This window comes from Halarchaeum grantii, assembly GCF_014647455.2.
In the GTDB taxonomy this organism is placed as follows: domain Archaea; phylum Halobacteriota; class Halobacteria; order Halobacteriales; family Halobacteriaceae; genus Halarchaeum; species Halarchaeum grantii.
This window is the reverse complement of record NZ_BMPF01000006.1, coordinates 1-25,221: the sequence shown is the minus strand read 5'-3', so window position 1 is coordinate 25,221 and position 25,221 is coordinate 1. Positions and strand designations below refer to the sequence as shown.

The window sequence follows — 25,221 nt, the reverse complement described above, 5'->3', positions numbered from 1 at the left end:
GGACTACGCGAGATCGACGAGCAGTGGGACGTGGTCGCTCGCATCGACCCACTCGTCGTAATCACCGATCCGTATTTCAGCCCCGTTGAGGCGCCCCCGGTTCGAGAACACGTAGTCGATGTGATAGCCTCGGTCGCGTTTCTTGTGCATGAAAAACGTCGGATCCGGCTCGGCGCCGTAAGTCACGTCGCGGAGCCGATGGTACGCGCTTTCGAGGCCCATGTCGTGGAGGCGAGCGACGACGTCTTCGAGCGTTCCATAGAGCGGTCCGTTCGGCGAGTCGTCCCACTGGTGGTTCCAGTTGTAGTCACCGGCAACGACGGTATCACCTTCGAGGAATGTCGCGTACTCGATGAGGGCCGTGTACAGTTGGGCAATGTAGCGGCGCTTCGGGTCGTGTTCGGCGTTCATCGCCCAGATGGCGAAGATGTCGGGTGCGCCGTCAATTTCGACTGGGAGGACGTGCCGCGATTCTGTTTGCCCGGATGCGACGCCGTCTATCGTCACATCGTTCCGAGTGAACACCGCGAGACCCTTGTGCTCGTCCTCGCCGGTCCACCGCCAGTCGGTGAACTCCGACCACTCGCCGACCCGTTCGGGGTCCTCGCACTCCGGGACGACGAGGACGTCGGGATCCCACGCGAGGATTGCATCCTGCTTCTTCCGGAACGCCATGTTGCAGTTCCACGTGGCGAGGCGGACCATAGTCGTATGGAGTAGTAGGGCGTGTCAGTGTTTCTCGCTTCTGGTATCCGCCGACGAACCCCAACGCTTAGCCTCCGGCGGGCGAACGCCGGCGTATGCGACACGTCAGGTTCCGCGATCCGGCGGGCGCGGTGCGCGAGGGCGAACACCACGGCGAGCACGTCTCCTTCGGTGGGCGCGACTACGACCTCTCGGCGGTCGACGTCCTGCCGCCGAGCGAGCCGAGCAAGGTCGTCTGCGTCGGTCGGAACTACGCGAAGCACGCCGCCGAGCGCGGCGAGGACGTCCCGGACCGGCCGCTGCTATTCCTGAAACCGCCGAACGCCGTCGCGGGCCACGGCGACACGATTTCGCTCCCGGAGGGGAAGGAGACGGTCGAGCACGAGGTGGAACTCGGCGTCGTGATCGGCGAGCAGTGCCGGAACGTCGCGGAGGCGGACGCCGAGGACGTCATCGCCGGTTACACCGTCGCCATCGACGTCTCGAACCGCGACGATCAGGACCGCGAGCAGAACTGGGTGCGCGGGAAGGCCTTCGACGGGTCGTGCCCGCTCGGCCCCGTCGCCGCCGACCCCGAGCACGTCCCCGACGACGCCCACGTCGAACTCCGCGTCAACGGCGAGACGCGACAGTCGTCGAACACCCGGCACTTCATCTTCAGCGTCCCCGAACTCGTCGCGGAAATCACCCAGTACATGACCCTCGAGGCGGGCGACGTCATCATCACGGGGACGCCGGAGGGCGTCGGGCCGCTCGCGGACGGCGACCGCGTCGAGGCCGACGTCGAGGGCGTCGGGACGCTCGCGGTCGACGTGGAGCAGGAATAAGTCTGCTACTAGACCCCGACGACGCCGATACCGGTGACGGGGACGCCGAGGGCGCCGAGGACGAAGACGACGACGGTTGTGGCGATCCATGCGACGAGCGCGATGAGTATCGCGTTCACCCAGCCGCCCTTGTAGCGCCAGTTGATCACCCAGACGTAGGCGACGAGCGCGAGGAGGCCGCCGACGAGCGGGACCCACGAGAGCACCGCCCACGCGACGGCGCCGATGACGGCGGTGACGAGGGCGTGCGAGTAGTCCTCGACGCCGGCGACGACGCGCGCGCCGGCGTAGATGCCGAGGCCGCCGACGAGCAGGCTGACGACGAACAGGATGAGTGAGCCGAGTGCACTTGCCATGTGCTCCCCGAGACGGCGGAGGACGAAAAACAGCGGGGCCGAAGTATCGAAACCGTGCCAGGTTCAGGCGAGGAGGAGGCCGGCGTCCACGAGGAGGAGGACGGCGACGGCGCTCGCCGCGTAGAGGAGCGCCGACGCCTCGCGGGCGGGCGTGCGGACCTTATCGACGTCGAGGCCGTCGCGGAGGCGCGACGCCGCCATCTCGGTGAACGCCGCGAGCAGGAGCCAGAGGACGACCATCGCGATGACGAGGTAGCCGCTCGTGCTCGACCAGTACGCGCTCGTCGTCCCGACGCCCATCGGGCTCGCGAGGTAGCCGCCGGTCAGGAGCTGGAGGACGGCACCGGCGCGCGAGACGGTCGTGAGCTTGCTCGTCGCGGACGCCAGCACGTCCACGGAGACGTCGCCGCCCTTCGCGAGCGGGAGGTAGCTGTACGTGAAGAAGCAGACGCTCCCGGCCCACAGCGCGCCGGCGAGGAGGTGAATCGCGTAAACGGCCGTCAGTGCTGTCGCCATGGGTGGACGTGTGGGCGGTGGGTCCTAAGGCGTAGCGGTCCCCGCGAGCCCGACCGGCGGAAACCCCAAGTCCAGACCGGGCGAAACGCCCGACATGACGCGCCGCGTCCTGCTCGACGACGACCCGAAGCTCGCGCCCACCGTCTTCCGCGACCGCCTCGACGCCGACGTCGACGTCGTCGCGATGCCCTCGGTCGAGCGGTTTCGCGACGCGGTCCGCGAGCGCGAAGCGGACGCCGTCGTGACGAACGGCCGCCTCACGGTCACGCGCGACGTCCTCGCGGGGCTCGACTCGCTCGTCGCGCTCGGCCAGACGTCCATCGGCGTGGACAACGTCGACGTCGCGGCGGCCGCGGACGAGGGAATCACCGTCCTGCGAGCGCCCGACTACTGCGTCGACGAGGTGGCGACGCACGCCGCGTCCCTCCTCCTCGCGTGCGTCCGGGACGTCCCCGCGCAGGACGACCGGGTCGCCGACGGCACGTGGGACCCGTGGGCGGGCCGCGAGCTCCACCGCCTCCGCGGGGACACCGTCGGCCTCGTCTCCTTCGGCGACATCGCGCGCGAGACGGCCGCGCGCCTCCGGGGCTTCGGCGTGGACGTCGCCGCCTACGACCCGTACGTGGACGCCGAGACGATGGCCGAGCACGGCGTGGAGAAGGCGGACGCCGGCGGCCTCCGCGAGGCCGCCGACCACCTCTCCGTGCACGCGCCGCTCACCGAGGAGACGCGCGGGCTCGTCGACGCCGCGTGGCTCGACGCGCTCCCCGAGCGCGGCGTCGTCGTCAACACCGGTCGCGGCGGCGTCGTCGACGAGGCCGACCTCCGGGCGGCGCTGGACGCGGGCGACATCGCGGCCGCCGGCCTCGACGTCTTCGCGGACGAACCGCCGACGGATTCGCCGCTCCCGGGTCGTGACGACGTCGTGGCGACCCCGCACTCGGGGTGGTACTCCGAGGAAGCCAGACGGGAGGCGAACGCCACGGTCGCCGCCGACCTCGCGCGCGTGTTCGCTGGCGAGGCGCCGGCGAACGACGTCGCCCCGGACGGCTGGTAACGGGGCGCTCGCACGGTTCGCCCCGCCGTCTCGGTATGGCCGGGCGCACGGTGCATCGGCCCGTTTAAGTCGCGTCGGGGGCTTCCACCGGACATGCGACCACGGGACCTCTCGGACCACGTCGAGTACCGCGCGGGCCGCGGCATCGAGGAAGTCGCGCGGGAACTCGGCCGCGACCCCGAGGAGTTCGTCAAACTCGCGTCGAACGAGAACATGTTCGGGCCGAGTCCGGCGGCCACGGAAGCCATCGAGGCGAGCGCCGACGAGGTCCACCACTACCCGACCGCCGACCACCAGGACCTCACGGCGGCGCTCGCCGAGCAGTGGGGCGTCACGGACGAGCAGGTCTGGCTCGCGAACGGCGGCGACGGCGCGCTCGACTACCTCCACCGCGCGACGCTCGAGCCCGGCGACGACGTGCTCGTCCCGACGCCCGGTTTCTCCTACTACGGGATGAGCGCGCGCTTCCACCACGGCGACGTGAGCGAGTACGACGTCTCGAAACCGGACGGCTTCGAGCTCTCCGACGAGCGCGTCCTCGACGCCTACGACGGCGAGCGCGTCGTCTACCTCACGAGCCCGCACAACCCGTCTGGTGGGCGCTTCGCGCTCGACGACGTCGAGCGCATCGCCGACGAGACGGCCGAGGAGACGCTCGTCGTCGTCGACGAGGCGTACGGCGAGTTCACCGAGGCGCCGAGCGCCGTCTCGCTCCTCGGGGAGCGCGACGACGTCGACGAGTCACACTCGTCGGCCAGTCGCGCACCGCGTGACGATGTCGCCGTCCTGCGGACGTTCTCGAAGGCGTACGGGCTCGCCGGCCTCCGCCTCGGCTACGCGCTCGTCCCCGAGGCGTGGGCGGACGCCTACGCGCGCGTGAACACGCCGTTCGCGGCGAGCTTCCTCGCGTGTCGCGCGGGCCTCGCGGCGCTCGAGGACGGCGCGCACGTCGAGCGGACCGTCGACACCGCGCGCTGGAGTCGCGACTACATGGCCGAGCACGTCGCGGCGCCGACCTACGAGAGCCACGGGAACTTCCTGCTCGTCGATGTCGGGGACGCGACGGCCGTCGCCGAGGCGATGCGCGAGCGCGGCGTCATCGTCCGAGACTGCTCGAGCTTCGGTCTCCCCGAGTGCGTCCGCATCACCTGCGGGACGAAGGCGGAGACGAAGCGCGCCGTCCGCGAGCTCAACGAGGTCATCGGCGAATGAGGGTCGTCCTCACCGGTACCCCGGGAACGGGCAAGACCACCGCGAGCGAGCACCTCGACACCGACCTCGACGTCGTCCACCTGAACGACGTCGTGAAAGACGAGGAGCTGTACACGGAGCGCGACGAGGCGCGCGACAGCCTCGTCGCCGACATCGACGCGCTCGTCGAGAAGTACGCCGAGGCCGACGACGTGCTCGTCGAGAGCCACCTCGCCCACCACCTCGACGACGCCGACGCGGTGATCGTGTTGCGCTGTGCGCCCGAGACGCTCGAGGAGCGGCTCACGGAGCGTGGCGAGCCCGAGGCGAAGGCCCGCGAGAACGCGGAGTCCGAGGCGCTCGACGTCATCCTCTCTGAGGCGGTTCGTCGCCACGGCGAGGAGCGCGTCTACGAGATCGACACCACCGACCGAACGCCCGAGGCGGTCGCGGCGGAGATCGACGCCGTCGTGCGCGGCGAGCGCGAGCCGAGCGCGGGCGAGGTGGACTACACGGAGTACCTGCTGTGACGCTCGATCAGTTCCGCCCGCTGGCCTCGCGACTGCTCCGGCCGTTCGTCGCCGTGTCGGTCCGCCTCGGCCTCACGCCCGACGCGATCAGCGTCCTCGCGTTCGTCCTCGCCGTCGGCGCGGCGGGCGCGTTCTACCTCGGGACGGCCGTCTGGTACGTCGTCGGCGCGCTCCTCGTCTTCCTGAACGGCTGGTTCGACCTCCTCGACGGCGCGGTCGCGCGCGAGACCGGCGTCGACTCGGAGGGCGGCGACCTCCTCGATCACGTCCTCGACCGCTACGCGGACGTCGTTATCCTCGCCGGCCTCGCCGCCGGCATCGACTCGTGGCTCCTCGGCTTCGCCGCCGTCACGGGCGTCCTCCTCACCTCCTACCTCGGGACGCAGATTCAGGCGGTCGGCCTCGGCCGCCAGTACGGGGGCTTGCTCGGACGCGCGGACCGCCTCGCTCTGGTGGGGATCGTCGGCGTGCTCTCCGCCGTACTTCCCGTCGTCGGGGGGTTCAGCCTCGTCGCGTGGCTCCTCGGCGTCTTCGCTGTCGTCGGTCACCTCACCGCACTCCAGCGCTTCTGGGGCGCGTGGGGGGATTTACGAGACGCGTAGCGCCGTCCCGGAACGGCGACCATGTTCGTCGCGCGCGTTCGCGCGTATGCCCGCCTCGCCTCCGGCGTGTGCTTTATACACGCGGCCCGGTAAGCAACGGTATGGTTCAGTGCGAGATGTGCGGGGCCGAGACGGAGAACCCCAAGACCATCAAAGTCGAGGGGGCAGAACTCGACGTGTGTTCCGACTGTACCGACTTCGGTACGGAGGTACGCACTGAGGAGTCCTCCTCCTCGACGTCGACGAAGTACTCGACGTCCTCCTCTTCCTCCGGTGGCTCCTCGGGGTCGAACTCCGGGGGGTCCTCGGGCGGCTCGAAGCGCCGTCGCCGCGACATGTTCGACGAGATGCAGGAGCTCGCGGGCGACTACGACGAGCGCATCCGGAAGGCCCGCGAGAACACGGGCCTCAGCCAAGAGGAACTCGCCTCCGAACTCAACGAGAAGGCGAGCCTCGTGCGCAAACTCGAGCGCGGCGACATCCTCCCGAGCGACGACGTCCGAAAGAAACTCGAGAAGAAACTCGGCGTGAGCCTCCTCGAGGCCACGGACGGCGACGAGGAGTGGGAGAGCGGCTCCAGCGAGGGCGGTCTGACGCTCGGCGACATGGTCAAGCGCAAGGACTAGCGTTTTCTACGCCTGTAGTTCTCTCTTTGCGGATTCCGTAACCGGTAATGCGGCGGCGGCGAAACCCGGCTGTATGTTCGTTCTCGTCAACCTGAAGGCGTACCCCTGCGACCCCGTCGCGGTCGCGAGAGCCGCTCACGACGTCGCCGAGGAGTCCGGCGTCCGCATCGCCATCGCACCGCAGGCCGCCGACATCGCCGCCGTCGCCGACACGGGCGTCGAGACGTGGGCACAGCACGTCAGCCCGAACGGCTACGGGAGTCACACCGGGAGCACGCTCGCCGAGCGCGCCGCCGCCGCGGGCGCGGAAGGGACGCTGCTCAACCACTCGGAGAACCGGATGAAGCTCGCGGACATCGACGCGTCCGTCGAGGCCGCCGAGCGCGCCGGCCTCGAGACGTGCGTCTGTGCGAACAACCCCGAACAGATCGGCGCCGTCGCCGCGCTCGGCCCCGACTCCGTGGCGGTCGAACCCCCGGAGCTCATCGGCGGCGACGTCTCCGTCGCGAGCGCCGACCCCGATATCGTCACGGACGCCGTCGCGGCCGCCGAAGCCGTCGACGACGCCGTCGACGTCTACTGCGGCGCCGGCATCTCGACGGGCGACGACCTCACAGCCGCCGACGACCTCGGCGCGTCCGGCGTCCTCCTCGCGTCCGGCGTCGCGAAAGCCGACGACCCGAAAGCCGCCCTCGAGGACCTCGTCGCGCCGCTGCGCTAGTCGGACGACTCGACGCCGTCGGACCCCTCGATACCGCCGTCCTCGACGAGCACCGACGTACAGCGCGTGACGAACGCGCCGAGCCCCTGTGCGACGTCCCGGTCGAGCGAGACGAGGACGCCCGTGTTCGGGCCCTCGCGGAAGTGGATGACCGCCGCGACCTCGTAGAGTTCGACGCTCGCCTGCGTCGCCCCGAGGTTCGGGTAGCTCTCCGGGTGACTCAGCGGCTCGTACGCGCGCGCTCGCTCGATGAGGCCGTCGACGGCGTCACGGAAGGCGTCCGTCGCGACGTCGTCGCGCAAGTAGAGGATTGTGTGGCCGCCGTCGTGATAGCGGATCGCGCCGCGAAAGGCGTCGCCCGCTCGGTTCTCGACCAGCCGGACGAGTCGCTCGTACTTCTCGGCCATGGGCGCACCTAGGCGGCCCTGTCGACTTATGGATAGGGGAGCGTCGGCACGCCCCCGCTTCCGGTTGGCGTATGAACGCGTGCGCTGTACGCGGACTCATGGTCGAGCGACGCCACCAGCGACTCGTGCGATTCGTCGCGGAGCGAACACGGCAGAACTTCCGAACGGCCGTCCGATTTACCGCCGACGACTGGGCGGTCATCTATCGTCGCGACGACCTGCCGAACGACCGCTCGCGGCGCCGGTCGGCCGATATCGTCCAGCGGACGCGCGAGCGCGAGCCGCTTCGCGAACCCGACAGCCCGTTCGGCGACTTCGAATCCTGCGTCGAACTCTACGAGCACGGCGTCTTCGTCGTCATCAAGGAGTCCGCGACGGCCGGCGTCGTCCTCTCGCTCGAGCGCGAGGCCGCACAGAGCCTCGCTGGGTTCGTCGTCGAGTGCGAGCGCGTCCTCGACCGCTCGAGCTAGAAGTCGCCGAGAGACGCCTGCGCGTCGCCGTCACCGTCCTCCGGCCCGCCGCCGTCGCTCGCCCCGTCCGCACTCTCGTTCCCGGTCCCATCGCGTGCCGTCGCGTCCGCGAACCCGCCGAGCTTCGCCTGCTCGTTCGCGGTGAAGGAGAGGTTGGAGACGCGGACGCCGACCTTCCGAACGGGGGCGCCGTCGAACTCCGCGAGGAGTTCTGCTGCGACGTCGCGCACGAGGTCGGGTTCGTCCACCGGCCCGGGGAGCGAACGGGCACGCGTGTTGATGTCGTACGGTGGGACGACGACCTTCACGCCGATGGTCCGATAGAGGGCGTTCTCGTGCGTCGCCCGCTCCGCGACGGCGTCCGCGAGCGCGAGCGCCCGCTCGACGACGCTGTCGTGGTCCTCGACGGCGCCATCGAACGCGGACTCGCGGCTGAAGCTCTTCGGGTCGCCTTTCGGCTCGACCGGGCGGTCGTCGCGCCCGCTCGCCCGCTCGTGGAGTTCGCGGCCGCGCTCGCCGAAGCGGTCGACGAGCGCGTAGGGGTCGGCATCCGCGAGGTCGCCCGCCGTCTCGATCCCCATCTCGGCGAGCTCGCGCGCCCGAATCGGCCCGACGCCGTGGACGGCCGCGACGTCGAGCGGCGCGAGGAATGCCGCGACCGACTCCGGCGGGACGACGACGAGACCGTCCGGTTTGTCGTGGTCGCTCGCGATCTTCGCGGTGCTCATGTTCGGCGCGACGCCCACGCTCGCGGGCACGCCGACCTCCCGATCGATGCGCTGTTTGACGTGCCGGGCGAACCCCTCCGCGACCGACCAGTCGGTGCGCTCGGTGACGTCGAGGTAGGCCTCGTCGATGCTCACTTCGCGGACCGTGTCGGCGAGGTCGTGCAGGATGGCCTTCACGTCCGCCGCGACGTCCTCGTAGTAGTCGAGGTCGACCGGCCGATAGAACGCGCTCTCGGGGTCGTTCGGATGGGCTGCGCGACGGGGGAGGCGCTCGAGCGCACTCGAGATGGCTTGCGCGCTCTCGACGCCGTACTCGCGGGCCTCGTAGCTCGCCGTCGCGACCGCACCCACCGTCTCGCCGGCCTCGTAGCCCATGCCGACGACGACGGGTTCGCCCCGGAGCGCCGCCTCTCGCTTGCGCTCACAGGAGGCGTAAAAACAGTCCATGTCCACGTGCAGGACGATGCGCTCGGTGGGGTCGGGAGCGCCCGGCAGTCGCTCGCCCGTCGCCATACATCAGGCTACGGGTCGGACGAGGGAATAGCTTCGCCTTAGAGGTCCGCGTCGCGGCCCTGCTCGTAGACGAGGTCCCAGAGCGCGCGTTCGATCTCGTCGTCGGAGGACTCCTCGAGCGCCGTAGCCAGGGTGTTCGGGACGTCGATTGACATCATCGGAGACGACGGGCGCGGGAAGTAAAAGCGTGGTGTGAGTACCGAACGAGTACAAAATTAGGGAGTACGCTCTGAGTTAATTCAGACGTCGCCCTCGACGATGGTCCCGTCCTCGCGGCAGCGTTCGAGCGCGTGCTTCGCCGCCAACCCCGCGTCGGTCGCGGTGTGGCCGCTCCCGACACCGACTTTCAGCGACATGTCGGCTTCCGCGCGGACGTGCTCGATGACCGCCTCGTACGCCGCGCGGTCGAGTTCGGGAACGATCGCGACGACGTTGTCGCCGCCGACGAAGAACCCGAGGCCACCGTACTCGTCGTGGAGGACGCGCATCAGCGACGCGTACCCCTGTTCGATGCGGACGAACGTCGAGAACGCGTCGAGTTCGTCCGTGTACTTCCCGGTGGCGTCATTCACGTCGAAGTGTGCGATGTGGACGTCGTCGTCCGCGCGTTCGTCGTCGGCGAGCGGCTGGCCGCCCAACACCTCGCGGCGCTCCGCGTCCTGCGCGCTCCCGGCGGCCTGGAGGTGTGCGGTCGCGTCGACGAGCGCGTCCGTCGGGCTCGCGCCCGTCCCGATGCCGAGGCTCACGGTGACGGGATAGCGGTTCCGGATGGACTCCTGCACCCGCGCGTGGTCCTCGAGGTCGGCGCCGTTCGTCACCGCGATCATGTTGTCGAAGCGCGTGAAGAAGACGTAGCCGTCGCGGGTGCCGAAGAACTGCGAGAGGTCCGCGAAGAGACGCGACTGCATCGTCTGGAGGTCGGCCTCGCGGCGGGGCTCCGGCGTCACCGTCCACGGTCCGTAGTTGTCGAGTTGGACGAGAGTGATCTGGGCGTTCGTCACGAGTACGTCACCCTCGTCGCCCCCATTGCTTATCGGTTTTGGATTGCATCCCAGAAGTGGACGTCACTCGGTGGTCTCCGACGACGCGACGTCGTCGAGCGCGCGGCGCGCGGAGTCGCGGACGGCCGTCACAGTCACGCCGTCGCGCTGAACGACCTCGCCGTTCAGCACGTAGACCCCATCCTGGTCGTCGACGAGATCGACGACCTCCTCGCTCGTCAACGTCCCGGGCTGCTCGCATCGCTGTCCAGCCAACCAGTGCCCGGAATCGATATACGGCGACTCGATGGCGCTCACCGCCCCCACATCACCACCCCACGTGATGACCGATAGCCGGTGCTCGTCCGGTGTCATCGACTCGACGGCGTACTCCGGGATCCACGTCCCCCCTTCGCGTGCCACGAGACGCGATGCCACATCCCCGGCGAACCGATAGCGGATCCCGTCGAAGCCGCCCCACTCCACCGCCTTCGCGAACGGCGCGCCCGAGAGCAGTCTCCCGAGCAGGTGCCCGAGGAGGTGGCTCGGCAGCGCCGTCGTCGCGAACGCGAGGCACGCGCCACGCTCGACGAACGCGTCGACCGCGGACCCGGTGACAGACAGATCGCCGACGACCGACACTACGCGTGCTGCCACCTCCTCGACATCTTCGGGACGCAGCACGCCGTCCGCGCAGACGAACCCCGCGTCGGTCAGCGGGACGCCGATGTGGACGAACCCGTACGCCTCCGTTTCGAGAGCCGTTCGAACGCCCTCGCGTGTCGCCTCCACCGTTTTCACGTCGAACGGTTTCTCGACCTCGCGGTGCTCCGTTCCCGTGAGTGTCGCCGAGAGCGCGTCCATCGCGTCGCTCTCGGCGTCGACGCCGACGAGCGCAACGCGTTCCGACGCCACTTCTCGCGGCGGTGCATCGAGGTTGTGTTCGAAGCCCGCGACAGAGAGGTGCGTCGCTCCAGTCGGAACAGGAGACGACCCGTACCCGTCGCAAATCGACTCCACACCCGTCCCGACTTCCCGCATCCGGACCGGCGAGACCGAGTTGAGGACGTGCGGGAGGAGCTTGGCGTCTGCTGGCTCAGCATCGAGGACGACATCGTAGGACCACGCCGGGACGTAGCGTTCGAGGAGTTCCGCCTCGACTTCGAGGTACTCCATCAGCTGTTCGGGAATAGCGGCATCGTAGAGTTCCGGCGGGTAGAACGGGAGGTTGCCCGCGACGGCCTCGTACTCCTGTCGATCGACCGAGTGATACCCGGCGGTTCGAACGAGCGAATCCAAGAAGAGGCATCGACCGAGCAGCGAACGCACCCGGCGCGTAAGCGCGCCATCGGGAGCGCCGAGTGGCTCCGTATAGCCGTTTTTGAGGCGGATTTCGGGGTCGGTGGCGGGAACGACGTCGGCGCCGAGATAGTAGACGAGGGGCGCGACCGTGTAGAGCGCGGCGTACGTCTCGGGCACCGCGATCGTCACCCCCGTCTCCGGCCTCGAGAGCGCGTCGGGAATGGCGAGTGCGCCCCCGCGTTCGAGCCGTGGCGGGTGCCCACGCAGCGTCGGCCACGACCGCTCGCACGACCACTCCTTTATCCCCGACGCCAGATACGGCAGCGCCTCCCGGAGCGCGCTCGGCTCGTCCGGTACCGTTATCGTCGCCGCCGGCCGCTCGTGGAGCGAGCGCGCACCCACCGCTACCCGAGTGGGCTCGCCAAACTCGAGGTCGACTGCGCCGGTGCCGTTGTGAAGGTCCATCGAGGTTTCGAGGGCGGCGTCGAACACCTTCACGTAGAGCTTGCAGTACGACGTGATGCCGACGTAGTACGTCCCGGGTAGGTACTCCGTCGATGTTTCGGTCGGATGACCGAGCACCTGTCCTTCCTCATCGCGGACGTACACGCCGGCGTGTGCGGGAAGGGAGAGCGATGCCGTCTCGAAGGAGACGGCTGCGTCGACCGGAAAGAGGAATCGGTCGGTCGATACGCGAATCGGATCGGTCGGGTCGCTCGCCGTGAACGTACACGAGGCCTCCATCACCACGTCGCGGACGGTGAGCGTCCGGCCGTCAGCGTCGAACTCGACGAGCGTCTCCCCCTGCGTCGTCACGCCTCCTGGTAATCCGCTCGCCTATTTACGCTTCGCGGTCAGTCGTCTCGGACCCACTCCGTACCCCGGCCTCGCCGTCGTCGAGCGCGCGGCGCGCGGAGTCGCGGACGTCGGCGGGCGTGAGTGCGTGGTCGTGCTGGATGGTCTCCCCGTTCAGTACGTAGACGCTGTCGCGCTCCTCGATGAGGTCGGCGACTTCCTCGCTCGACAGCGACGCAGGCTGTTCGAGGAGCGTTCCGGCGAGGCGCTGTGGCTGGACGACGTGCTCCGACACCAACCCGACGGCCGTTCCGCTGTCGCCGCCGAACCCCGACCACGCCCCGACCCAGACCCGGTGGCTGTCCGGCGCCGTCGACCGAAGCACGTACTCCGGGAGCGTCGACCCGTCCTCGCGCACTATCGGACACGCCACGACGTCCCCCGCGAATCGGTACGCACCGTCGTGGTCGGCCCAGACGACGGACTGCGCGAACGGCGCGCCGGAGAGGAGGCGGCCGAGCACGTGGCCGAGCGCACGGCTCGTGATGGATTCGGAGGCGACACCCATGGTCGCACCACGCTCGACGAGCGCGTCGAGAGCCGTGCCCGCCTCGGACAGCGGGCCGACGACCGAGGCGATCCCTGCCGAGACGTTATCGAGTGTCGCCGGATCGAGGACGCCGTCGACGCACTCGATTCCGTCGGCGGTGATGGGCGCCTCGACGTGGACGAAGTCGTAGTCGGAGGAGAGCGCGTCCTCGACGGCAGCCACCGTCGGCTTCGCGCGGTCGATGGTCGCCGCCTCGTACGACGACCCGTCATCGTGGTCGATGAAGACGGCGGCGAGCGCGTCCATCACGTCACCCCCGACGCCGAGGAGTGCGATGCGTTCCGATTCGACCGACCGGGGTGGTGCGTCGAGGCCGTGTTCGAAGCCCGCGACGGAGAGCTTCGTCGCTCCCTCCGGGACCGGGTCCGTGCTGTAGGCCGAGTAGAGCGCGTCGCTCGCGCTCGCTCGTCGCGCCCCGGAGACGCGGACGGGCACGAAGTCGTCGAGGAGGAACGGGAGGAGTTCGACGTCCGTAGGTGCCGCGCGAAGCGTCGCCTCGTACTGATGCATCGGGAGATAGGGTGAGAGGAGCTCTGCCTTGACTTCGAGGTACTCCATCAGCTGTTCGGGGATGGAAGCCTCGTAGAGATTCGGTGGGTAGAACGGGAGGTCGCCCGCGACGGCCTCGTACTCCTGTCGCTCCATCGTGTAGTAGCCACCGACGCGCACCAGCGAGTCCAGGAAGAAACAGTGTCGAAGGAGCGCCCGCGTGGCCTCCCCGAGCGACTCTCCGTGCTGTGCGAACGCCTCGGTGTATCCGTTGTCGAGTCGGAGTTCGGGGTCGGTGGCGGGAACGATGTCGGCACCGAGGTAGTAGGCGAGGGGCGCGACCGTGTAGAGCGCGGCGTACGTCTCGGGCACCGCGATCGTCACTCCCGTCTCCGGCCTCGAGAGCGCGTCGGGAATGGCGAGCGCGTCCCCGCGTTCGAGCCGTGGCGGGTGCCCGCGCAGCGTCGGCCACGACCGCTCGCACGACCACTCCTTTATCCCCGACGCCAGATACGGCAACGCCTCCCGGAGCGCGCTCGGCTCGTCCGGCATCGTTATCGTCGCCGCCGGCCGCTCGTGGAGCGAGCGCGCACCCACCGCGACGCGCGCCGTCTCCTCGAACTCGACCGTCGTCGGGGTCGGCCCGTCCGTCGGTTCGCCGCGAAGCGTGAACGCGGCGTCGAACATCTTCAGATAGAGCTTACAGCCCAACGACACTTCGATGTAGTAGACCCCTCGCGTGAAGGACTTGCGCTCGCCCGGGACGGACGCCACGACGTCGCCGGCCTCCGAGCGGACGCGCAGACCCGCGTGCGCCGGGAGCGTGAGTTCGTCCGTCTCCACGGAGACGGCGGCGTCGACGGGGAAGAGGAACCGATCCGTCGAGACACGGACCGGGTCGAGCGGCCCGCTCGCCGTGAAGGTGCACGTCGCGTCCATCACCGTATCGTGGACGTCAAGGCGGTCACCGTCCGCCTCGAAAGCGACCGGTTCGTCACGTCTCGTCACGGCGGCTAGATACTTCTCGTGACTATTTACGCACGCCGGTCGACCCGAGCGCGTGCGACGATGACGCGCCGGCGTGTCGCCACGCGTCGCTACTCGGGCGTGAGAGAACGGAGAGGAGAGACCGTTAGTGGTCGCCCGCGTCCTCGTAGACCCAGGTCGCCTCGTTGGCGTCCCAGTCGACGAGTTCGTCCTCGTCGAAGAAGAGGGCGATCTCGCGCTCGTTCGCGCCCTCGTCCTCGTGGTCGCTTCCGTGGATGACGTTGTGTCCGAGGTCGTTCCCGAAGTCACCACGGATGGTGCCGGGAGCGGCCTCCTGCGCGTCCGTCGCGCCCATCATCTGGCGAACCTGTCGCGTCGCGTCCGCGCCCTCCCAGACCATCGCGAAGACCGGTCCGGAGGTGATGAACTCGACGAGGCCCTCGAAGAAGGGCTTGCCCTCGTGCTCGCCGTAGTGCTCGTGGGCGAGCTCCTCGTCGATCTGCATGAACTTCCCGCCGACCATCTTCAGGCCCTTGTCTTCGAGGCGGCCGACGATCTCGCCGATGAGACCGCGCTGGACGCCGTCGGGCTTGACCATCACGAACGTCCGCTCGTCGTGGTGGCTCATCTATTCGCCCTCGCCGGCCTGCGCGTGGCCCTCGTCGGTCCACTCGAGCTCGCGGGGTTCGCGGCCGAGGTCGGCGTTCTTCTCGCACTTCGACGAGCAGAAGTGCACGGTGCGTCCGTCGTTGTAGACGAACATCGTACCCGTCCCGGGCTCGATGTCCGCCCCACAGTAGTCACACTCTCGGGTCTGGGGCATTACTGACCTCCGATGGAGTCGGCTTCGCGGGCCGTCTCACGCAGCTGGAGGACGTCGCCGACCCGCGTCGGGCCGAGGACGTTCCGCGTGATGATGCGGCCCTGGTTGGAGCCTTCCTGAAGTCGGCACTTCACCTGCATCGCCTCGCCGTGCATCCCGGTCTTGCCGACGACCTCGATGACTTCGGCGGACGTGGAATCCTGGGTTTCCGATTCCTCGGCACTCATGGGGTTACTTCAGCTCCTCGATCTTCGCGCCGATGTCCTCGACGTCGTCCTCCGCGTCGCCGGCGTCGACGACGGCGGCGGCGGCGGAACCGACTTCGAGACCGGCGGCGACGCCGAGTTCGTCCTGCGTCTCGACGAAGATGTAGGGGATGCCCTTCTCGTCGGCGAGCTCGGGGAGGTGGAGGACGATCTCCTCGGGGGAGACGTCCTCGGCGACGAGGACGAGGTCCGCGTTGCCGCGCTCGACGGCCTTGGTCGTCTCGTTCGTACCTTTCTTGACACTACCGGTGTCGCGGGCAACCTCGAGCGCTTCGAGCGCTCGCTCCTGCAGGTCGGCCGGGACGTCGTAATCAACGTATACTGGCATTTTTACGTTCACCTACTCCCTCGGGCGGGCTTGCGCTCCGCCGCCGACCGAAGTCCCGTGGCGACTAGGAGCATCATGACCCCCCGAAGGCTGTACCCCGTATTCCGAACCCCTCGGTTAAAAACGCTTTCAAAGCCCGCCGGAGTGCGAACGCGAGGCACGGACCGGACGCGGTCACGATGCCCGCGTCGCGGCCCGGAGGGCAACGCCCTTCCTCCTCGCGCGCCAACCCCGCGTGATGACCGTCAGGGACGTCGCCAGTCGACTCCGCGCGGAGGCCCGCGCGACGAACGAGCGGCGCCTGCTCGTCCTCTCGGGGGCCGGTGACGCGGGCCTCGACGCCGCGCGCGAGGCGCTGGACGCCGCCGACGTCGCGATGGCGGACGCGACGCTCGTCGGCCACCGCGACGCGCTCGCCTGCGAGCACGTGACGCCGCGCGATGCGGGCGCCCTCCTCGGGACCACGCGCGAGGCCGTCGTCTACGACGCGCGCGAGGAGTGCCGGCCGAACGCCCTCGGGCGCGTGACCGGTGCCGTCGACGGCGGCGGCCTCCTCGTGCTCGTCACGCCGCCGCTCGACGAATGGTCGGCGCGACGCGACCGCTTCGACGAGGGGATGGCCGTCCCGCCGTTCGACCGCGACGACGTCGCGGGCCGCTTTCGCGCCCGCCTCGTCGCCACGCTGCGCGCGCACCGTGGCGTCGCCATCGTCGACGTCGACACCGGAACCGTCGCGGACGACGGCCTCACATATCCGGCGCCGCGTCTCGCCCGCCGTGAGCCGTCGCCGCCCGACGAGCACGCCTTCCCGCGGGCGGCCTACGAGGCCTGCCGTACTCCCGATCAGGTCGACGCGGTCCACGCCTTCGAGGCGCTCCGCGACCCGGGATCGGCGGTCGTCGCGGAGGCCGACCGCGGGCGCGGGAAGTCGAGCGCGGCCGGCATCGCGGCGGCCTGCCTCGCGGAAGAGGGGCTGGACGTCCTCGTCACCGCCCCGGCGTTCCGGAGCGTCCGCGAACTCTACGCGCGCGCGGAGGACGTCTGCGACCGCCTCGACGCTGAGTACGACCGCTCGGAGACGACGCGACTCGCCCTCGCGGACGGCGGCCGCGTCCGCTTCGCCAAGCCGCCGGCGGCCGCCGACCTACCCGGCGACCCGGACGTCGCCCTCGTCGACGAGGCCGCCGCGCTCCCCGTCCGCCTCCTCGAGGCGTTCCTCGACGCCCCCCGCGTCGCGTTCACCACGACCGTCCACGGCTACGAGGGCGCCGGACGCGGCTTCGACGTGCGCTTCCGGGAGACGCTCGCGGGGAGCGACCTCGACGTGGCGGACGTTCGGCTCGACGACCCCATCCGATACGCCGTCGGCGACCCCGTCGAGGTGTGGGCGTTCCGCGCGCTCCTCCTGGACGCCCGCCCGCCCGTGGACCCGCTCGTCGCGGACGCCGACCCCGAAGCCTGCGAGTACGTCGCCCTCGAGCAGGCGACGCTCGCCGACGACGAACACCTACTCCGCGAGGCGTTCGGCCTGCTCGTCGCCGCGCACTACCGGACCGAACCCGACGACCTCGCCCGCCTCCTCGACGCGCCGAACCTCCGCGTCCGCGCGCTGTGCCACGACGGCCACGTCGTCGCCGTCTGCCTCCTCGCCCGCGAGGGCGGCCTCGACGCCGAGACGCGCGAGGCGATGTACACCGGGAGCCGCGTGAAGGGGAACATGCTCCCGGACGTCCTCACGAGCCAACTCCGCGACGAGGCGGCCGCCGCGCCCGTCGGCCACCGCATCGTCCGCATCGCCACTCACCACGCCGCGCGCTCCCGGGGACTGGGCTCCGCGCTCCTCGACGGCGTTCGAGAGGAGTTCCGGGAGGCGGACTGGCTCGGCGTCGGCTACGGCGCGACGCCCGACCTGCTCTCCTTCTGGGCGCGAAACGGGTTCTCGACCGTCCACCTCTCCACCACGCGAAACGACACGAGCGGCGAGTACTCCGCGATCATGCTCGACCCACTGAGCGAGCGCGGGGAGGCGCTCGCCGCGCGCCACGAGGCGTGGTTCACGGAGCGCATCGCCGGCGTGCTCGCGGACAGCCTCACCGACCTCGACGCGGACGTCGCGCGCGCCGCGCTCGCCGCCTGCGACGCCACCCCCGAACCCGGCCTCTCCGACGACCGGTGGCGCGTCGTCGCCGGCTCCGCGTACGGCTCCGCGATGTACAGCGTCGACCCCGAACCCTTCCGGCGTCTCGCCGTTTGCGCGCTCGTCCGCGAGGACGCACCGGCGCTCGCCGCCGAGGGGCGCGACGCCGTGCGCCGCGAGCGCCTCCTCGTCCTGAAGCTCCTCCAGTGTCGGCCGTGGGACGACGTCGCCGAGGAGCTCGGCTATCACTCGACGGGGCAGGCGATGCGGGCGTTCGGCGACGCGCTGCAACCGCTCTGTGACGCGTGGGGCGGCGATGTCGCCGAACGCGAGCGCGAGCGCCACCGCTGATGGACGCGCTCGTCATCCTCGCGTTCGGCCTGCTCGCGCTCGGGATGGTCGGGAGCGTCCTCCCGCTCCTCCCGAGCGGCCTCGTCTCGCTCGCCGGCGTCGCCGTCTACTGGTGGCAGACCGGCGACCCGGGCGCGCTCGTCCTCGCGGTACTCGTCGCCCTCTGCGTCGTCGCGACCGCCGTCGACTGGTTCGGTGGCGCGCTCGCCGGCTACGCGGGCGGCGCTTCGACGCGGACCACCGTGCTCGCCGGCGTCGTCGGCCTCCTCCTGCTCCCGCTCGGCGGCCCCATCGGGATCGCCATCGGCGTCGTCGGCACCATCGTCGTCTGCGAGTACCGCCGTCACGGCGACGGCGAGAAGAGCGTTCGGGCGGCGCTCACGGCGAGCGCCGGTATCCTCGTGTCCGCGCTCGTCCAGCTCCTCTGCACGGGCGTCGTCTTCGGCGCGCTCCTCCTCGTCCACTACGCGTGAACGTGCGTCGTGGCGCTCAAGTCCGCGACTACTCGTGCGCGAAGTACGCGACCGTCTCCGCCTCGTTCTCGCGGTCATAGCGCGCGAAGCCGACGCGGACGAACTGCACGAGGTCGTCGGGTTCGTACGCCGCGTAGCCGGGTTCGGCGTAGCCGTGGACGTCGCCGTCCATGCGGCGCATCCGGACGGGCACGTTGTCGTCGGCGGGCACCCAGTGAACGACGTCGACGCCCTCCTCGCGAACGACGTCGATGCCGTCGTCCGTGTAGCTGAACCCCTCGCCGTCGTAGCGGACGGGGCCGTACCCCTTCAGCCAGACGCGCTCGCCCTCGGCGGGGAGGTCGCGGGACTCGACGAGTACCGCGTCGCCGACGGGGATGTCGCGCGTCCCGCGCTCCTCGTGGTTCGGGTGGACGGGCGGATGCGCGCTGTCAGGGCCGCCGGCGACCGGCACCTCGGTGGCCTCGTACGCCGTCTCGGCGTCGGGGTCGCGGGCGTCGAAGCCGTCGCGGACGAGGAACGCTCGCGGGGTCTCCTCGTCCACGATGTCGCGGTTGTTCGCGTAGATGCTCGACATCGCGAGGTCGACGTCCGACGTCGAGGTGCCGAGTTCGACCATCGCGTCCACGATGGCGTCCCCCCGGATGCCGCGCCGGCGGACGGACTGCAGGGTGGGCGCCCGCGGGTCGTCCCAGCCGTCGAGGTCGCCGGCGTCGATTCGCTCCTTGATGGTCGACGTGCTCATCTTCACGTCGTAGGCGTCCACTTGGACGTGGCCCCAGTGAACCACTTCGGGATACTCCCAGTCGAAGTAGTCGTAGACGAACTGCTGGCGCTTCGCGGAGTCCTGCAGGTCGATGCCGCGGATGATGTGCGTGATACCGAGGAGATGGTCGTCGATGCCGGACTGGAAGTCGAGCATCGGCCAACACCGATAGTCGCTCGCCGCCTCGCGCGGATGCGGCGTGTCCACCATGCGGAACGCCACGAAGTCGCGCAGCGCGGGGTTCTTGTGCTCGATGTCCGTCTTCACGCGCAGCACCATCTCGCCGGACTCGTACTCGCCCTCAACCATCTCCGCGAACTCCGCGCGGACGGTGTCGACGTCCTTCTCGCGGTGCGGGCACGCCTCACCGTCGTTCTTCAGCTCGGAGAACGCCTCACCCGAACAGCTACACGTGTAGGCCCCGCCCAACTCGATGAGCTCGCGGGCGTGCTCGTAGTAGGTCTCCATCCGCTCGGAGGCCGTGACCACTTCGTCCGGCTCGAAGCCGAGGTAGTCGATGTCGTCGAGGATGGCGTCGTAGGCCTCGAGGTCGGGGCGCTTCGTCTCCGGGTCGGTGTCGTCGAAGCGCACCAGCATCCAGCCGTCGTAGCGCTCCTTGTACGTCCCGATGACCGAGGGCATCCGCGCGTGTCCGAGGTGCCACGGGCCGTTCGGGTTCGGCGCACAGCGCATCCGTACCTCCTCGTACTCCTCGGCGTTCGGGAGGTCGGGCAGCGGGTGGTCCTCGCCCTCGTCCTCGGCGTCGAGCTCTTCGAGGCGCTCGGGCGCGATTTCCTCGAGGCGCGCGCGTTTCTCCGCCTCGTCGAGACCGTTCACCTCGTTCACGACGGGCGCGACGACGCCTGAGACCTCGTCGCCGTGCTCGCGGAACTCGGGGTTCTCGCCCATCAGCGGCCCGAGGATCGCGCCGACCTGGGCGTCGCTCTCGTGTTTCAGCGCGTTGAACAGCGCGTTCGCCTCGGCCTCCCGGCGGATCCGCTTGCGGAGGTCCTCGTCCATTAGGGGAGAATAGCCGGGGTACGAGGAAATTCGTTTGGATTCTCCGCCTCGCCGTCGCGAACGGTGGCGCCTCCGAGGAAAGTACCGGCGCGGGTGACGAAAGCCCGCCCGGCCTGCCGCCTTCCCAGCGACTTACCGGCGGCCGCTACAAGCAGCGGTATGGTCAGCAACCAGAGCGACACCTTCGACATCGGCGGCGAGTTGACCGTCCACCGACTCGGCTTCGGCGCGATGCGCCTCTGCGGCCCCGACATCATCGGCCCGCCCGAGGACGAGGCGAACGCCCGCGACGTCCTCCAGTGCGCGGACGACGTCGGCGTCGACTTCATCGACACCGCCGACTCCTACGGCCCCGGCGTCTCCGAGCGCCTCATCGGCGAGGCGCTTGATGCGTCCCGCGACGACCTCGTCGTCGCCACGAAGGCCGGCCTCCTCCGGAACCGCGAGAGCGACTGGATCGCGCACGGCGACCCCGACTACATCCGCAATCAGGTGCTCGCGAGCCGCGACCGCCTCGGCGTCGAGACGATCGACCTCTACCAGTTCCACCGACCCGACCCGGACACCGAGTTCGAGGCGTCCGTGCAGGCGTTCGCCGAGCTGAAGGACGACGGCCTCGTGGAGCACGTCGGCCTCTCGAACGTCACCGTCGAGGAGCTCGAGACCGCACGCGAGCACGTCGAGGTCGCGACCGTCCAGAACGAGTACAACGTCGGCAACCGCGAGCACGAGGACGTGCTCGAGGCCTGCGAGGAACACGACATCGGCTTCATCCCCTACGCGCCCGTCGGCTGGGGCAGCGGCTTCGAGGGCGAGACGCGCGAGGCAGTCGAATCCGTCGCGGACGCCCACGACGCCTCCGTCTACCAGATCGCGCTCGCGTGGCTCCTCGACCACAGCGACGTCACGCTCCCGATTCCGGGCACCTCGAGCGTCGAGCACCTCGAGGCGAACGTCGCCGCGAGCGGCATCGACCTCACGGACGAGGAGCGCGCCACCCTCGACGACGTCTAACCCCCACGGCGTCGTCGTAGTGGGACGCACACCGCACTCGACGCCGGGCTAGCGGTGCACGACGATATCGTCCCACCACATCTCGCAGGACGTGTTCATCCAGTTGTTCTCGCTCGTGTAGGCGTACAGTTCGATCGCCGCGATGTTCTCCACGCTGGCGAGGGAGTGACGCCCCGAGTACGACGCCTCCGACGACGCGTCCTGAAACGTCACCTCGGCGTCCCCCGCCCTCCAGTCGAACGACGCGGCCGTCCGGACCCACGTCTCGTAGCCGACACCCTCCGCGACCTGCGTCGTCGAGTTCGCGTCGCCGACCACCCACTGTGGGTTATCGGTCGCGAACGCGAGTTCGACGTCGCCGCTCTCGTTCACGAGCCGAACGCCGCCGCCGTAGCTACCCGCGGTCTCGCGCCACGCGTACTCGAACTCGCTCGGCTGTCGCGGCTCCGCGAGCGTGGCCCGTGCGATAACCTCCGTGGTCCCGTCGGCATCGATACTCGCGGCGTAGTTGCCCTCGTGGGCGTATTCGTCGCTTCGCCCCCAGCCGTCCTCGACGGCCGTCCACGCGTCGGTCCCGTCCTCGAACCCATCTCTGAAGTAGGGGCCATCGGCCCCCGTACCGGAACCACCGCAACCGGCGAGAGCGACACCGATCCCCGCCCCGAGCGTCCCGAGGAACGCCCGCCGCCCCGTCCGCGAGTCCTGTCGTGGCATGGTCTGGTGGATCAACGATTCCTAGTTAAAGCTTCGTACTCAGGCGCTCTCGGCCACCCCCCACCGTTGCAAGTGTTTTGGCGGCTCAGTCGACGAGCGTCCCCGGTTCATCGCCCGCGAGGAACGCCGCGAGCGCGTCCGGGCCGAAGAGCGAGACGGGCGCGTCGAGCGCGAGGAGCGCGCGGACCTTCCCCGCCATCCCCCCGGTGACGTCCGTCGAATCGCTCCCACCGAGGACGTCCGCGACGTCCGCGTACGCCGTTATCTCGGGAATCACGTCGCCACCGTCGTCCAGCACGCCGGGAACCGTCGAGCAGACGCCGACGCGGTCCGCGTCGAGGCCGCGCGCGAGCGTCACCACGAGGTCGTCCCCGCTCACCACCGTCGCGCCCGCGCCGACGTGCGTCACGACGTCGCCGTGCAACACCGGCAGGAACCCCTCGTCGAGCTTCGCGCCGACGCCGTCCGGCGGGAGCGCCAGCGTCTCGTCGCCGTCGACGTATCCCGCCGAGTGCGGGTGATGTGGGACCGCCGGGACGCCGCGCTCCCCGAGCGCCGCACACACGCGTTCGTTCAGCCGCCGCATCGCGCCGTGAATCTCCCGCACCGCGCCCGCGTCGTGCGTCCCCGCGGTCGGCGAAACGCCGTGCTCGGCCGCGTGCGGGTGCCCGAACGACCCGCCGCCGTGCACGAGCACGACGTCCGCGTCGTTCGAGGCGTCCGTCGCGTCCGCGAGCGCGTCCGCCGCCGCCGCGAGCGCGTCCGCGTCCACCGTCTCCGGCTCGTCCTTCGCCGTAACGACGCTCCCGCCGAGCTTCAGAACGGTCGTCACGCCCGGCACCCCCGTCGACGGACGTGTTCAGCGTGCATCATTCCGCACGCACCCCCTCGTGGGCGAGCGACGCGCGGAACGCCTCCGCGCACGTCGGCGTCAGCGAGAGCGCGGTCTCCGTCGAATCGCCCGCGTCGAGCGCGACGATACAGCCGCCACCGCCCGCGCCCGTCAGCTTCGCGCCGCTCGCGCCCGCGTCCCGCGCCGCCCACACCATCTCGTCCAGCGAGCGCGCGGAGACGCCGAGCGCCGACAGCAGCCCGTGATTGAAGTCCATCAGCCGCCCCAGCTCCGCGACGTCGCCCTCGGCGAGCGCGTCCTCGCCCTGCCGCACCAGATCGCCGATCGCCTCAACGGTGTCTTCGGCGAAGTCGTACTCGTCCTTCAGCGCGCGCACCCCCGCGACGAGCGCGCCCGTGTCGTGACTCGCGCCGTCGTACCCCACGACGAACGGGAGGTCGGGCGCGTCCAGCGTCTCGCAGGCGTCGCCCTCCACGCGGACCGCCCCGCCCATCGCCGAGCAGAACGTGTCCGCGCGCGAGGCCTCCCCCTCCTGCACCTCGTACTCCACCTCGTAGGCGTACTCGGCGACCTCCTCCGGCGCGAGCTCCACGCCGAGTTCGCGCGTCGCCGCGTCCACGGCCGCGACCACGACCGCCGCCGACGAGCCGAGGCCCGCGCCCAGCGGGATGTCGCTCTCGATCTCGACGTCGAAGCCCGCCTGCGGGCGACCCGCCGCGTCGCGCGCCGCCGCCACCGACGCGTCCACGTACCCCATCGCCGCCTCGATGAGCGGCGTCGGGACGTCAACGTCCGGCGACCCGCCGTCGACGCCGTACTCGACCGTGAACCCGTCCAGCGTCAAGTCGTCCGCGCTCACTCGCAGTCGGTCGTCGTCCCGCTCGCGGACCGTCACCGACGCCCGGCGCTCGATGGCGCACGGCACCGCCGGCTCGCCGTAGACGACCGCGTGCTCCCCGAAGAGGTAGACCTTCCCGGGAGCGCTCGAAGTGGTCGGCATACCCGAACACGCGGCGCCCCGCCGTAAGTACCCTTTCGGAATCCTCCCGGCCGCGCCGCCTATCACCCTCCGCGTGCAACCCGACGTATGCGCCCGGTCATCGACCACGTCCCCGTCGCCGGCTCCGACCTCGACACGCTCGTCACGCGCTTCGAGAACGCCGGCTTCGAGCCCCGATACGGCGGTAAGCACCCGACGATGGGCACCGAGATGGCGATGCTCGTCCTCCCGGACGGCTCCTACCTCGAACTCCTCGCGCCCGTCGATACCGGCACACGGGCCGGCCACTGGCCGGAGTTCCTCGCCGCCGACGCCGGCCCCTGCGCGTGGTGCGTCGACGCCGGGAGCGTCCACAGCGAACTCCAGCGCGCCATCAGCCACGACGTCACCGTTCACGGACCCGTTCGCGGCCGCCGCGAGACGGAGCACGGCGCCGCCGAGTGGGACGTCGGCTTCCTCGGCGGCGACGACAGCGTCCTCCCGTTCGTCATCTCCGACCGTACCCCCCGCGAGTACCGCGTCCCCGACAGCACCCTCTACGGCTCGCCCGTCTCCGGCATCGGCCGCGTCGTCCTCGCCGTCCACGACCTCGAGGCCGCCGTCGAGCGCTTCACTCGGCTCTATCGACTCCCCGCGCCCGAGCGCGACTACGACGACCGCTTCGGCACGCTCGCGGCTTTCCCCGGACAGGACGCCGTCCTCTGCGAACCCGACGGCGGGCCGGTCCGCGAACGCCTCGAGCGCTTCGGACCGTGTCCCGCGTCCGTCCTCCTCAGCGCCGACGTCGAGGACGCCGCGACACGCCACCCGCTCGACGCCACGCGCACCCTCTTCGGGAAGCGCGTCCGTTTCGTCGAGGGCTTCGACTACCGGCTCGGGGTCGTCGAGCGCTAAGCCGCCTCGAAGCGCGCGAGCGCGTCGGCCTGCGCGTGCGGCATCACCTCCAACACGACGACGCCGTCGTAGCGCTCCTTCAGCGTCCGGGCGAGCGCCTCCCGCGGTGTTTAGTTAAGGCTGAAAAGCGAGGCGGTGCGAGTTTCTGCTGGTTGATGGCTGAAATCGCC

Annotated in this window: 28 protein-coding genes; 12 read left to right on the top strand and 16 right to left on the bottom strand. The window is 70.1% G+C overall.

Features of this window, described 5'->3' with window-relative positions; genetic code table 11:
• Positions 1-3: 3 nt before the first annotated feature.
• Positions 4-705, bottom strand: a complete 702-nt coding sequence (locus tag IEY12_RS14250) for an endonuclease/exonuclease/phosphatase family protein (RefSeq protein ID WP_326838478.1) — start codon at positions 703-705, stop codon at positions 4-6.
• Between the two features lie 95 nt (positions 706-800).
• Between IEY12_RS14250 and IEY12_RS14245 the strand changes: the two genes are divergently transcribed.
• The gene (locus tag IEY12_RS14245) at positions 801-1,532 is read left to right on the top strand and encodes a fumarylacetoacetate hydrolase family protein (protein WP_188884332.1); all 732 of its coding nucleotides are present in this window, start codon (positions 801-803) and stop codon (positions 1,530-1,532) included.
• Positions 1,533-1,540: 8 nt separating this feature from the next.
• Here the strand turns inward: IEY12_RS14245 and IEY12_RS14240 are convergent, their stop codons facing one another.
• Together IEY12_RS14240 and IEY12_RS14235 are read right to left on the bottom strand one after the other, a co-directional pair.
• On the bottom strand, positions 1,541-1,888 hold the full coding sequence (locus IEY12_RS14240; RefSeq protein ID WP_188884331.1) for a hypothetical protein: 348 nt from the start codon (positions 1,886-1,888) through the stop codon (positions 1,541-1,543).
• Positions 1,889-1,951: 63 nt separating this feature from the next.
• The gene (locus IEY12_RS14235) at positions 1,952-2,404 is read right to left on the bottom strand and encodes a transporter (protein ID WP_188884330.1); all 453 of its coding nucleotides are present in this window, start codon (positions 2,402-2,404) and stop codon (positions 1,952-1,954) included.
• Positions 2,405-2,498: 94 nt separating this feature from the next.
• Between IEY12_RS14235 and IEY12_RS14230 the strand changes: the two genes are divergently transcribed.
• From IEY12_RS14230 to tpiA, 6 genes are all read left to right on the top strand, one after another.
• Positions 2,499-3,461, top strand: coding sequence for a C-terminal binding protein (locus tag IEY12_RS14230; RefSeq protein WP_188884329.1), 963 nt, complete (start codon positions 2,499-2,501; stop codon positions 3,459-3,461).
• Positions 3,462-3,554: 93 nt separating this feature from the next.
• Complete coding sequence (hisC, locus tag IEY12_RS14225; RefSeq protein WP_188884328.1) at positions 3,555-4,673, top strand: histidinol-phosphate transaminase; 1,119 nt, start codon at positions 3,555-3,557, stop codon at positions 4,671-4,673.
• Positions 4,670-5,182 carry an adenylate kinase family protein gene (locus IEY12_RS14220; RefSeq protein ID WP_188884327.1) on the top strand — a complete coding sequence of 171 codons (513 nt, stop codon included), beginning with the start codon at positions 4,670-4,672 and terminating at the stop codon, positions 5,180-5,182. The genes hisC and IEY12_RS14220 overlap by 4 nt, the downstream gene beginning before the upstream one ends.
• On the top strand, positions 5,179-5,784 hold the full coding sequence (locus IEY12_RS14215; protein ID WP_188884326.1) for a CDP-alcohol phosphatidyltransferase family protein: 606 nt from the start codon (positions 5,179-5,181) through the stop codon (positions 5,782-5,784). Before IEY12_RS14220 ends, IEY12_RS14215 begins: the two co-directional genes overlap by 4 nt.
• Positions 5,785-5,885: 101 nt before the next feature.
• Positions 5,886-6,410 (top strand): multiprotein bridging factor aMBF1, encoded by a 525-nt coding sequence (locus IEY12_RS14210; RefSeq protein WP_188884325.1) that lies wholly within the window; start codon positions 5,886-5,888, stop codon positions 6,408-6,410.
• Between the two features lie 73 nt (positions 6,411-6,483).
• A complete protein-coding gene (tpiA, locus tag IEY12_RS14205; RefSeq protein WP_188884324.1) occupies positions 6,484-7,131 on the top strand; it encodes a triose-phosphate isomerase in 648 nt (215 codons plus the stop codon).
• Here the strand turns inward: tpiA and IEY12_RS14200 are convergent.
• On the bottom strand, positions 7,128-7,538 hold the full coding sequence (locus IEY12_RS14200; protein ID WP_188884323.1) for a DUF7522 family protein: 411 nt from the start codon (positions 7,536-7,538) through the stop codon (positions 7,128-7,130). The genes tpiA and IEY12_RS14200 overlap by 4 nt on opposite strands.
• A gap of 98 nt (positions 7,539-7,636) precedes the next feature.
• Here IEY12_RS14200 and IEY12_RS14195 point away from each other — a divergent pair, with 98 nt between their 5' ends.
• Positions 7,637-8,008 carry a DUF7522 family protein gene (locus tag IEY12_RS14195; RefSeq protein ID WP_188884322.1) on the top strand — a complete coding sequence of 124 codons (372 nt, stop codon included), beginning with the start codon at positions 7,637-7,639 and terminating at the stop codon, positions 8,006-8,008.
• Here IEY12_RS14195 and dinB read toward each other — a convergent pair.
• From dinB to rpl7ae, 8 genes are all read right to left on the bottom strand, one after another.
• Positions 8,005-9,249, bottom strand: coding sequence for a DNA polymerase IV (dinB, locus tag IEY12_RS14190; RefSeq protein ID WP_188884321.1), 1,245 nt, complete (start codon positions 9,247-9,249; stop codon positions 8,005-8,007). The genes IEY12_RS14195 and dinB overlap by 4 nt on opposite strands.
• Before the next feature lie 239 nt (positions 9,250-9,488).
• The gene (locus IEY12_RS14185; protein WP_188884320.1) at positions 9,489-10,250 is read right to left on the bottom strand and encodes a GTP cyclohydrolase III; all 762 of its coding nucleotides are present in this window, start codon (positions 10,248-10,250) and stop codon (positions 9,489-9,491) included.
• 63 nt (positions 10,251-10,313) lie between these two features.
• Positions 10,314-12,347, bottom strand: coding sequence for a hypothetical protein (locus IEY12_RS14180; protein ID WP_188884319.1), 2,034 nt, complete (start codon positions 12,345-12,347; stop codon positions 10,314-10,316).
• Between the two features lie 25 nt (positions 12,348-12,372).
• Entirely contained in the window at positions 12,373-14,433 is a 2,061-nt protein-coding gene (locus IEY12_RS14175) for a hypothetical protein (protein WP_188884318.1), read from the bottom strand.
• A gap of 124 nt (positions 14,434-14,557) precedes the next feature.
• Positions 14,558-15,040: a nucleoside-diphosphate kinase gene (gene ndk / locus IEY12_RS14170; protein ID WP_188884317.1), complete on the bottom strand. Its 483-nt coding sequence runs from the start codon at positions 15,038-15,040 to the stop codon at positions 14,558-14,560.
• Positions 15,041-15,235: a 50S ribosomal protein L24e gene (locus tag IEY12_RS14165; protein WP_123076753.1), complete on the bottom strand. Its 195-nt coding sequence runs from the start codon at positions 15,233-15,235 to the stop codon at positions 15,041-15,043. It abuts the gene before it with no gap.
• Entirely contained in the window at positions 15,235-15,462 is a 228-nt protein-coding gene (locus IEY12_RS14160; RefSeq protein WP_123076751.1) for a 30S ribosomal protein S28e, read from the bottom strand. Before IEY12_RS14160 ends, IEY12_RS14165 begins: the two co-directional genes overlap by 1 nt.
• A gap of 4 nt (positions 15,463-15,466) precedes the next feature.
• Positions 15,467-15,829 carry a 50S ribosomal protein L7Ae gene (gene rpl7ae / locus IEY12_RS14155; protein ID WP_123076749.1) on the bottom strand — a complete coding sequence of 121 codons (363 nt, stop codon included), beginning with the start codon at positions 15,827-15,829 and terminating at the stop codon, positions 15,467-15,469.
• Positions 15,830-16,067: 238 nt separating this feature from the next.
• Here rpl7ae and tmcA point away from each other — a divergent pair, with 238 nt between their 5' ends.
• Both tmcA and IEY12_RS14145 read left to right on the top strand, forming a co-directional pair.
• Positions 16,068-18,317, top strand: a complete 2,250-nt coding sequence (tmcA, locus tag IEY12_RS14150) for a tRNA(Met) cytidine acetyltransferase TmcA (protein ID WP_188884316.1) — start codon at positions 16,068-16,070, stop codon at positions 18,315-18,317.
• Positions 18,317-18,790, top strand: coding sequence for a DUF456 family protein (locus tag IEY12_RS14145; RefSeq protein ID WP_188884315.1), 474 nt, complete (start codon positions 18,317-18,319; stop codon positions 18,788-18,790). The genes tmcA and IEY12_RS14145 overlap by 1 nt, the downstream gene beginning before the upstream one ends.
• 28 nt (positions 18,791-18,818) lie before the next feature.
• Here the strand turns inward: IEY12_RS14145 and IEY12_RS14140 are convergent, their stop codons facing one another.
• Positions 18,819-20,576 carry a glutamate--tRNA ligase gene (locus IEY12_RS14140; RefSeq protein ID WP_188884314.1) on the bottom strand — a complete coding sequence of 586 codons (1,758 nt, stop codon included), beginning with the start codon at positions 20,574-20,576 and terminating at the stop codon, positions 18,819-18,821.
• A 159-nt stretch (positions 20,577-20,735) separates the two neighbouring features.
• Here IEY12_RS14140 and IEY12_RS14135 point away from each other — a divergent pair, with 159 nt between their 5' ends.
• Entirely contained in the window at positions 20,736-21,590 is an 855-nt protein-coding gene (locus IEY12_RS14135; RefSeq protein ID WP_188884313.1) for an aldo/keto reductase, read from the top strand.
• A 48-nt stretch (positions 21,591-21,638) separates the two neighbouring features.
• Here IEY12_RS14135 and IEY12_RS14130 read toward each other — a convergent pair whose 3' ends face one another.
• The 3 genes from IEY12_RS14130 to mvk all read right to left on the bottom strand — a co-directional run bounded on the left by IEY12_RS14130 (position 21,639) and on the right by mvk (position 24,157).
• Complete coding sequence (locus IEY12_RS14130; RefSeq protein WP_188884312.1) at positions 21,639-22,304, bottom strand: hypothetical protein; 666 nt, start codon at positions 22,302-22,304, stop codon at positions 21,639-21,641.
• Positions 22,305-22,389: 85 nt separating this feature from the next.
• Positions 22,390-23,136: an isopentenyl phosphate kinase gene (locus IEY12_RS14125; protein ID WP_188884311.1), complete on the bottom strand. Its 747-nt coding sequence runs from the start codon at positions 23,134-23,136 to the stop codon at positions 22,390-22,392.
• A gap of 37 nt (positions 23,137-23,173) precedes the next feature.
• Positions 23,174-24,157, bottom strand: coding sequence for a mevalonate kinase (mvk, locus tag IEY12_RS14120; protein ID WP_188884310.1), 984 nt, complete (start codon positions 24,155-24,157; stop codon positions 23,174-23,176).
• Positions 24,158-24,244: 87 nt separating this feature from the next.
• On the opposite strand from mvk, the gene IEY12_RS14115 reads away from it, so the two are divergent.
• On the top strand, positions 24,245-25,051 hold the full coding sequence (locus tag IEY12_RS14115) for a VOC family protein (RefSeq protein WP_188884309.1): 807 nt from the start codon (positions 24,245-24,247) through the stop codon (positions 25,049-25,051).
• The last annotated feature ends 170 nt before the right edge of the window (positions 25,052-25,221 follow it).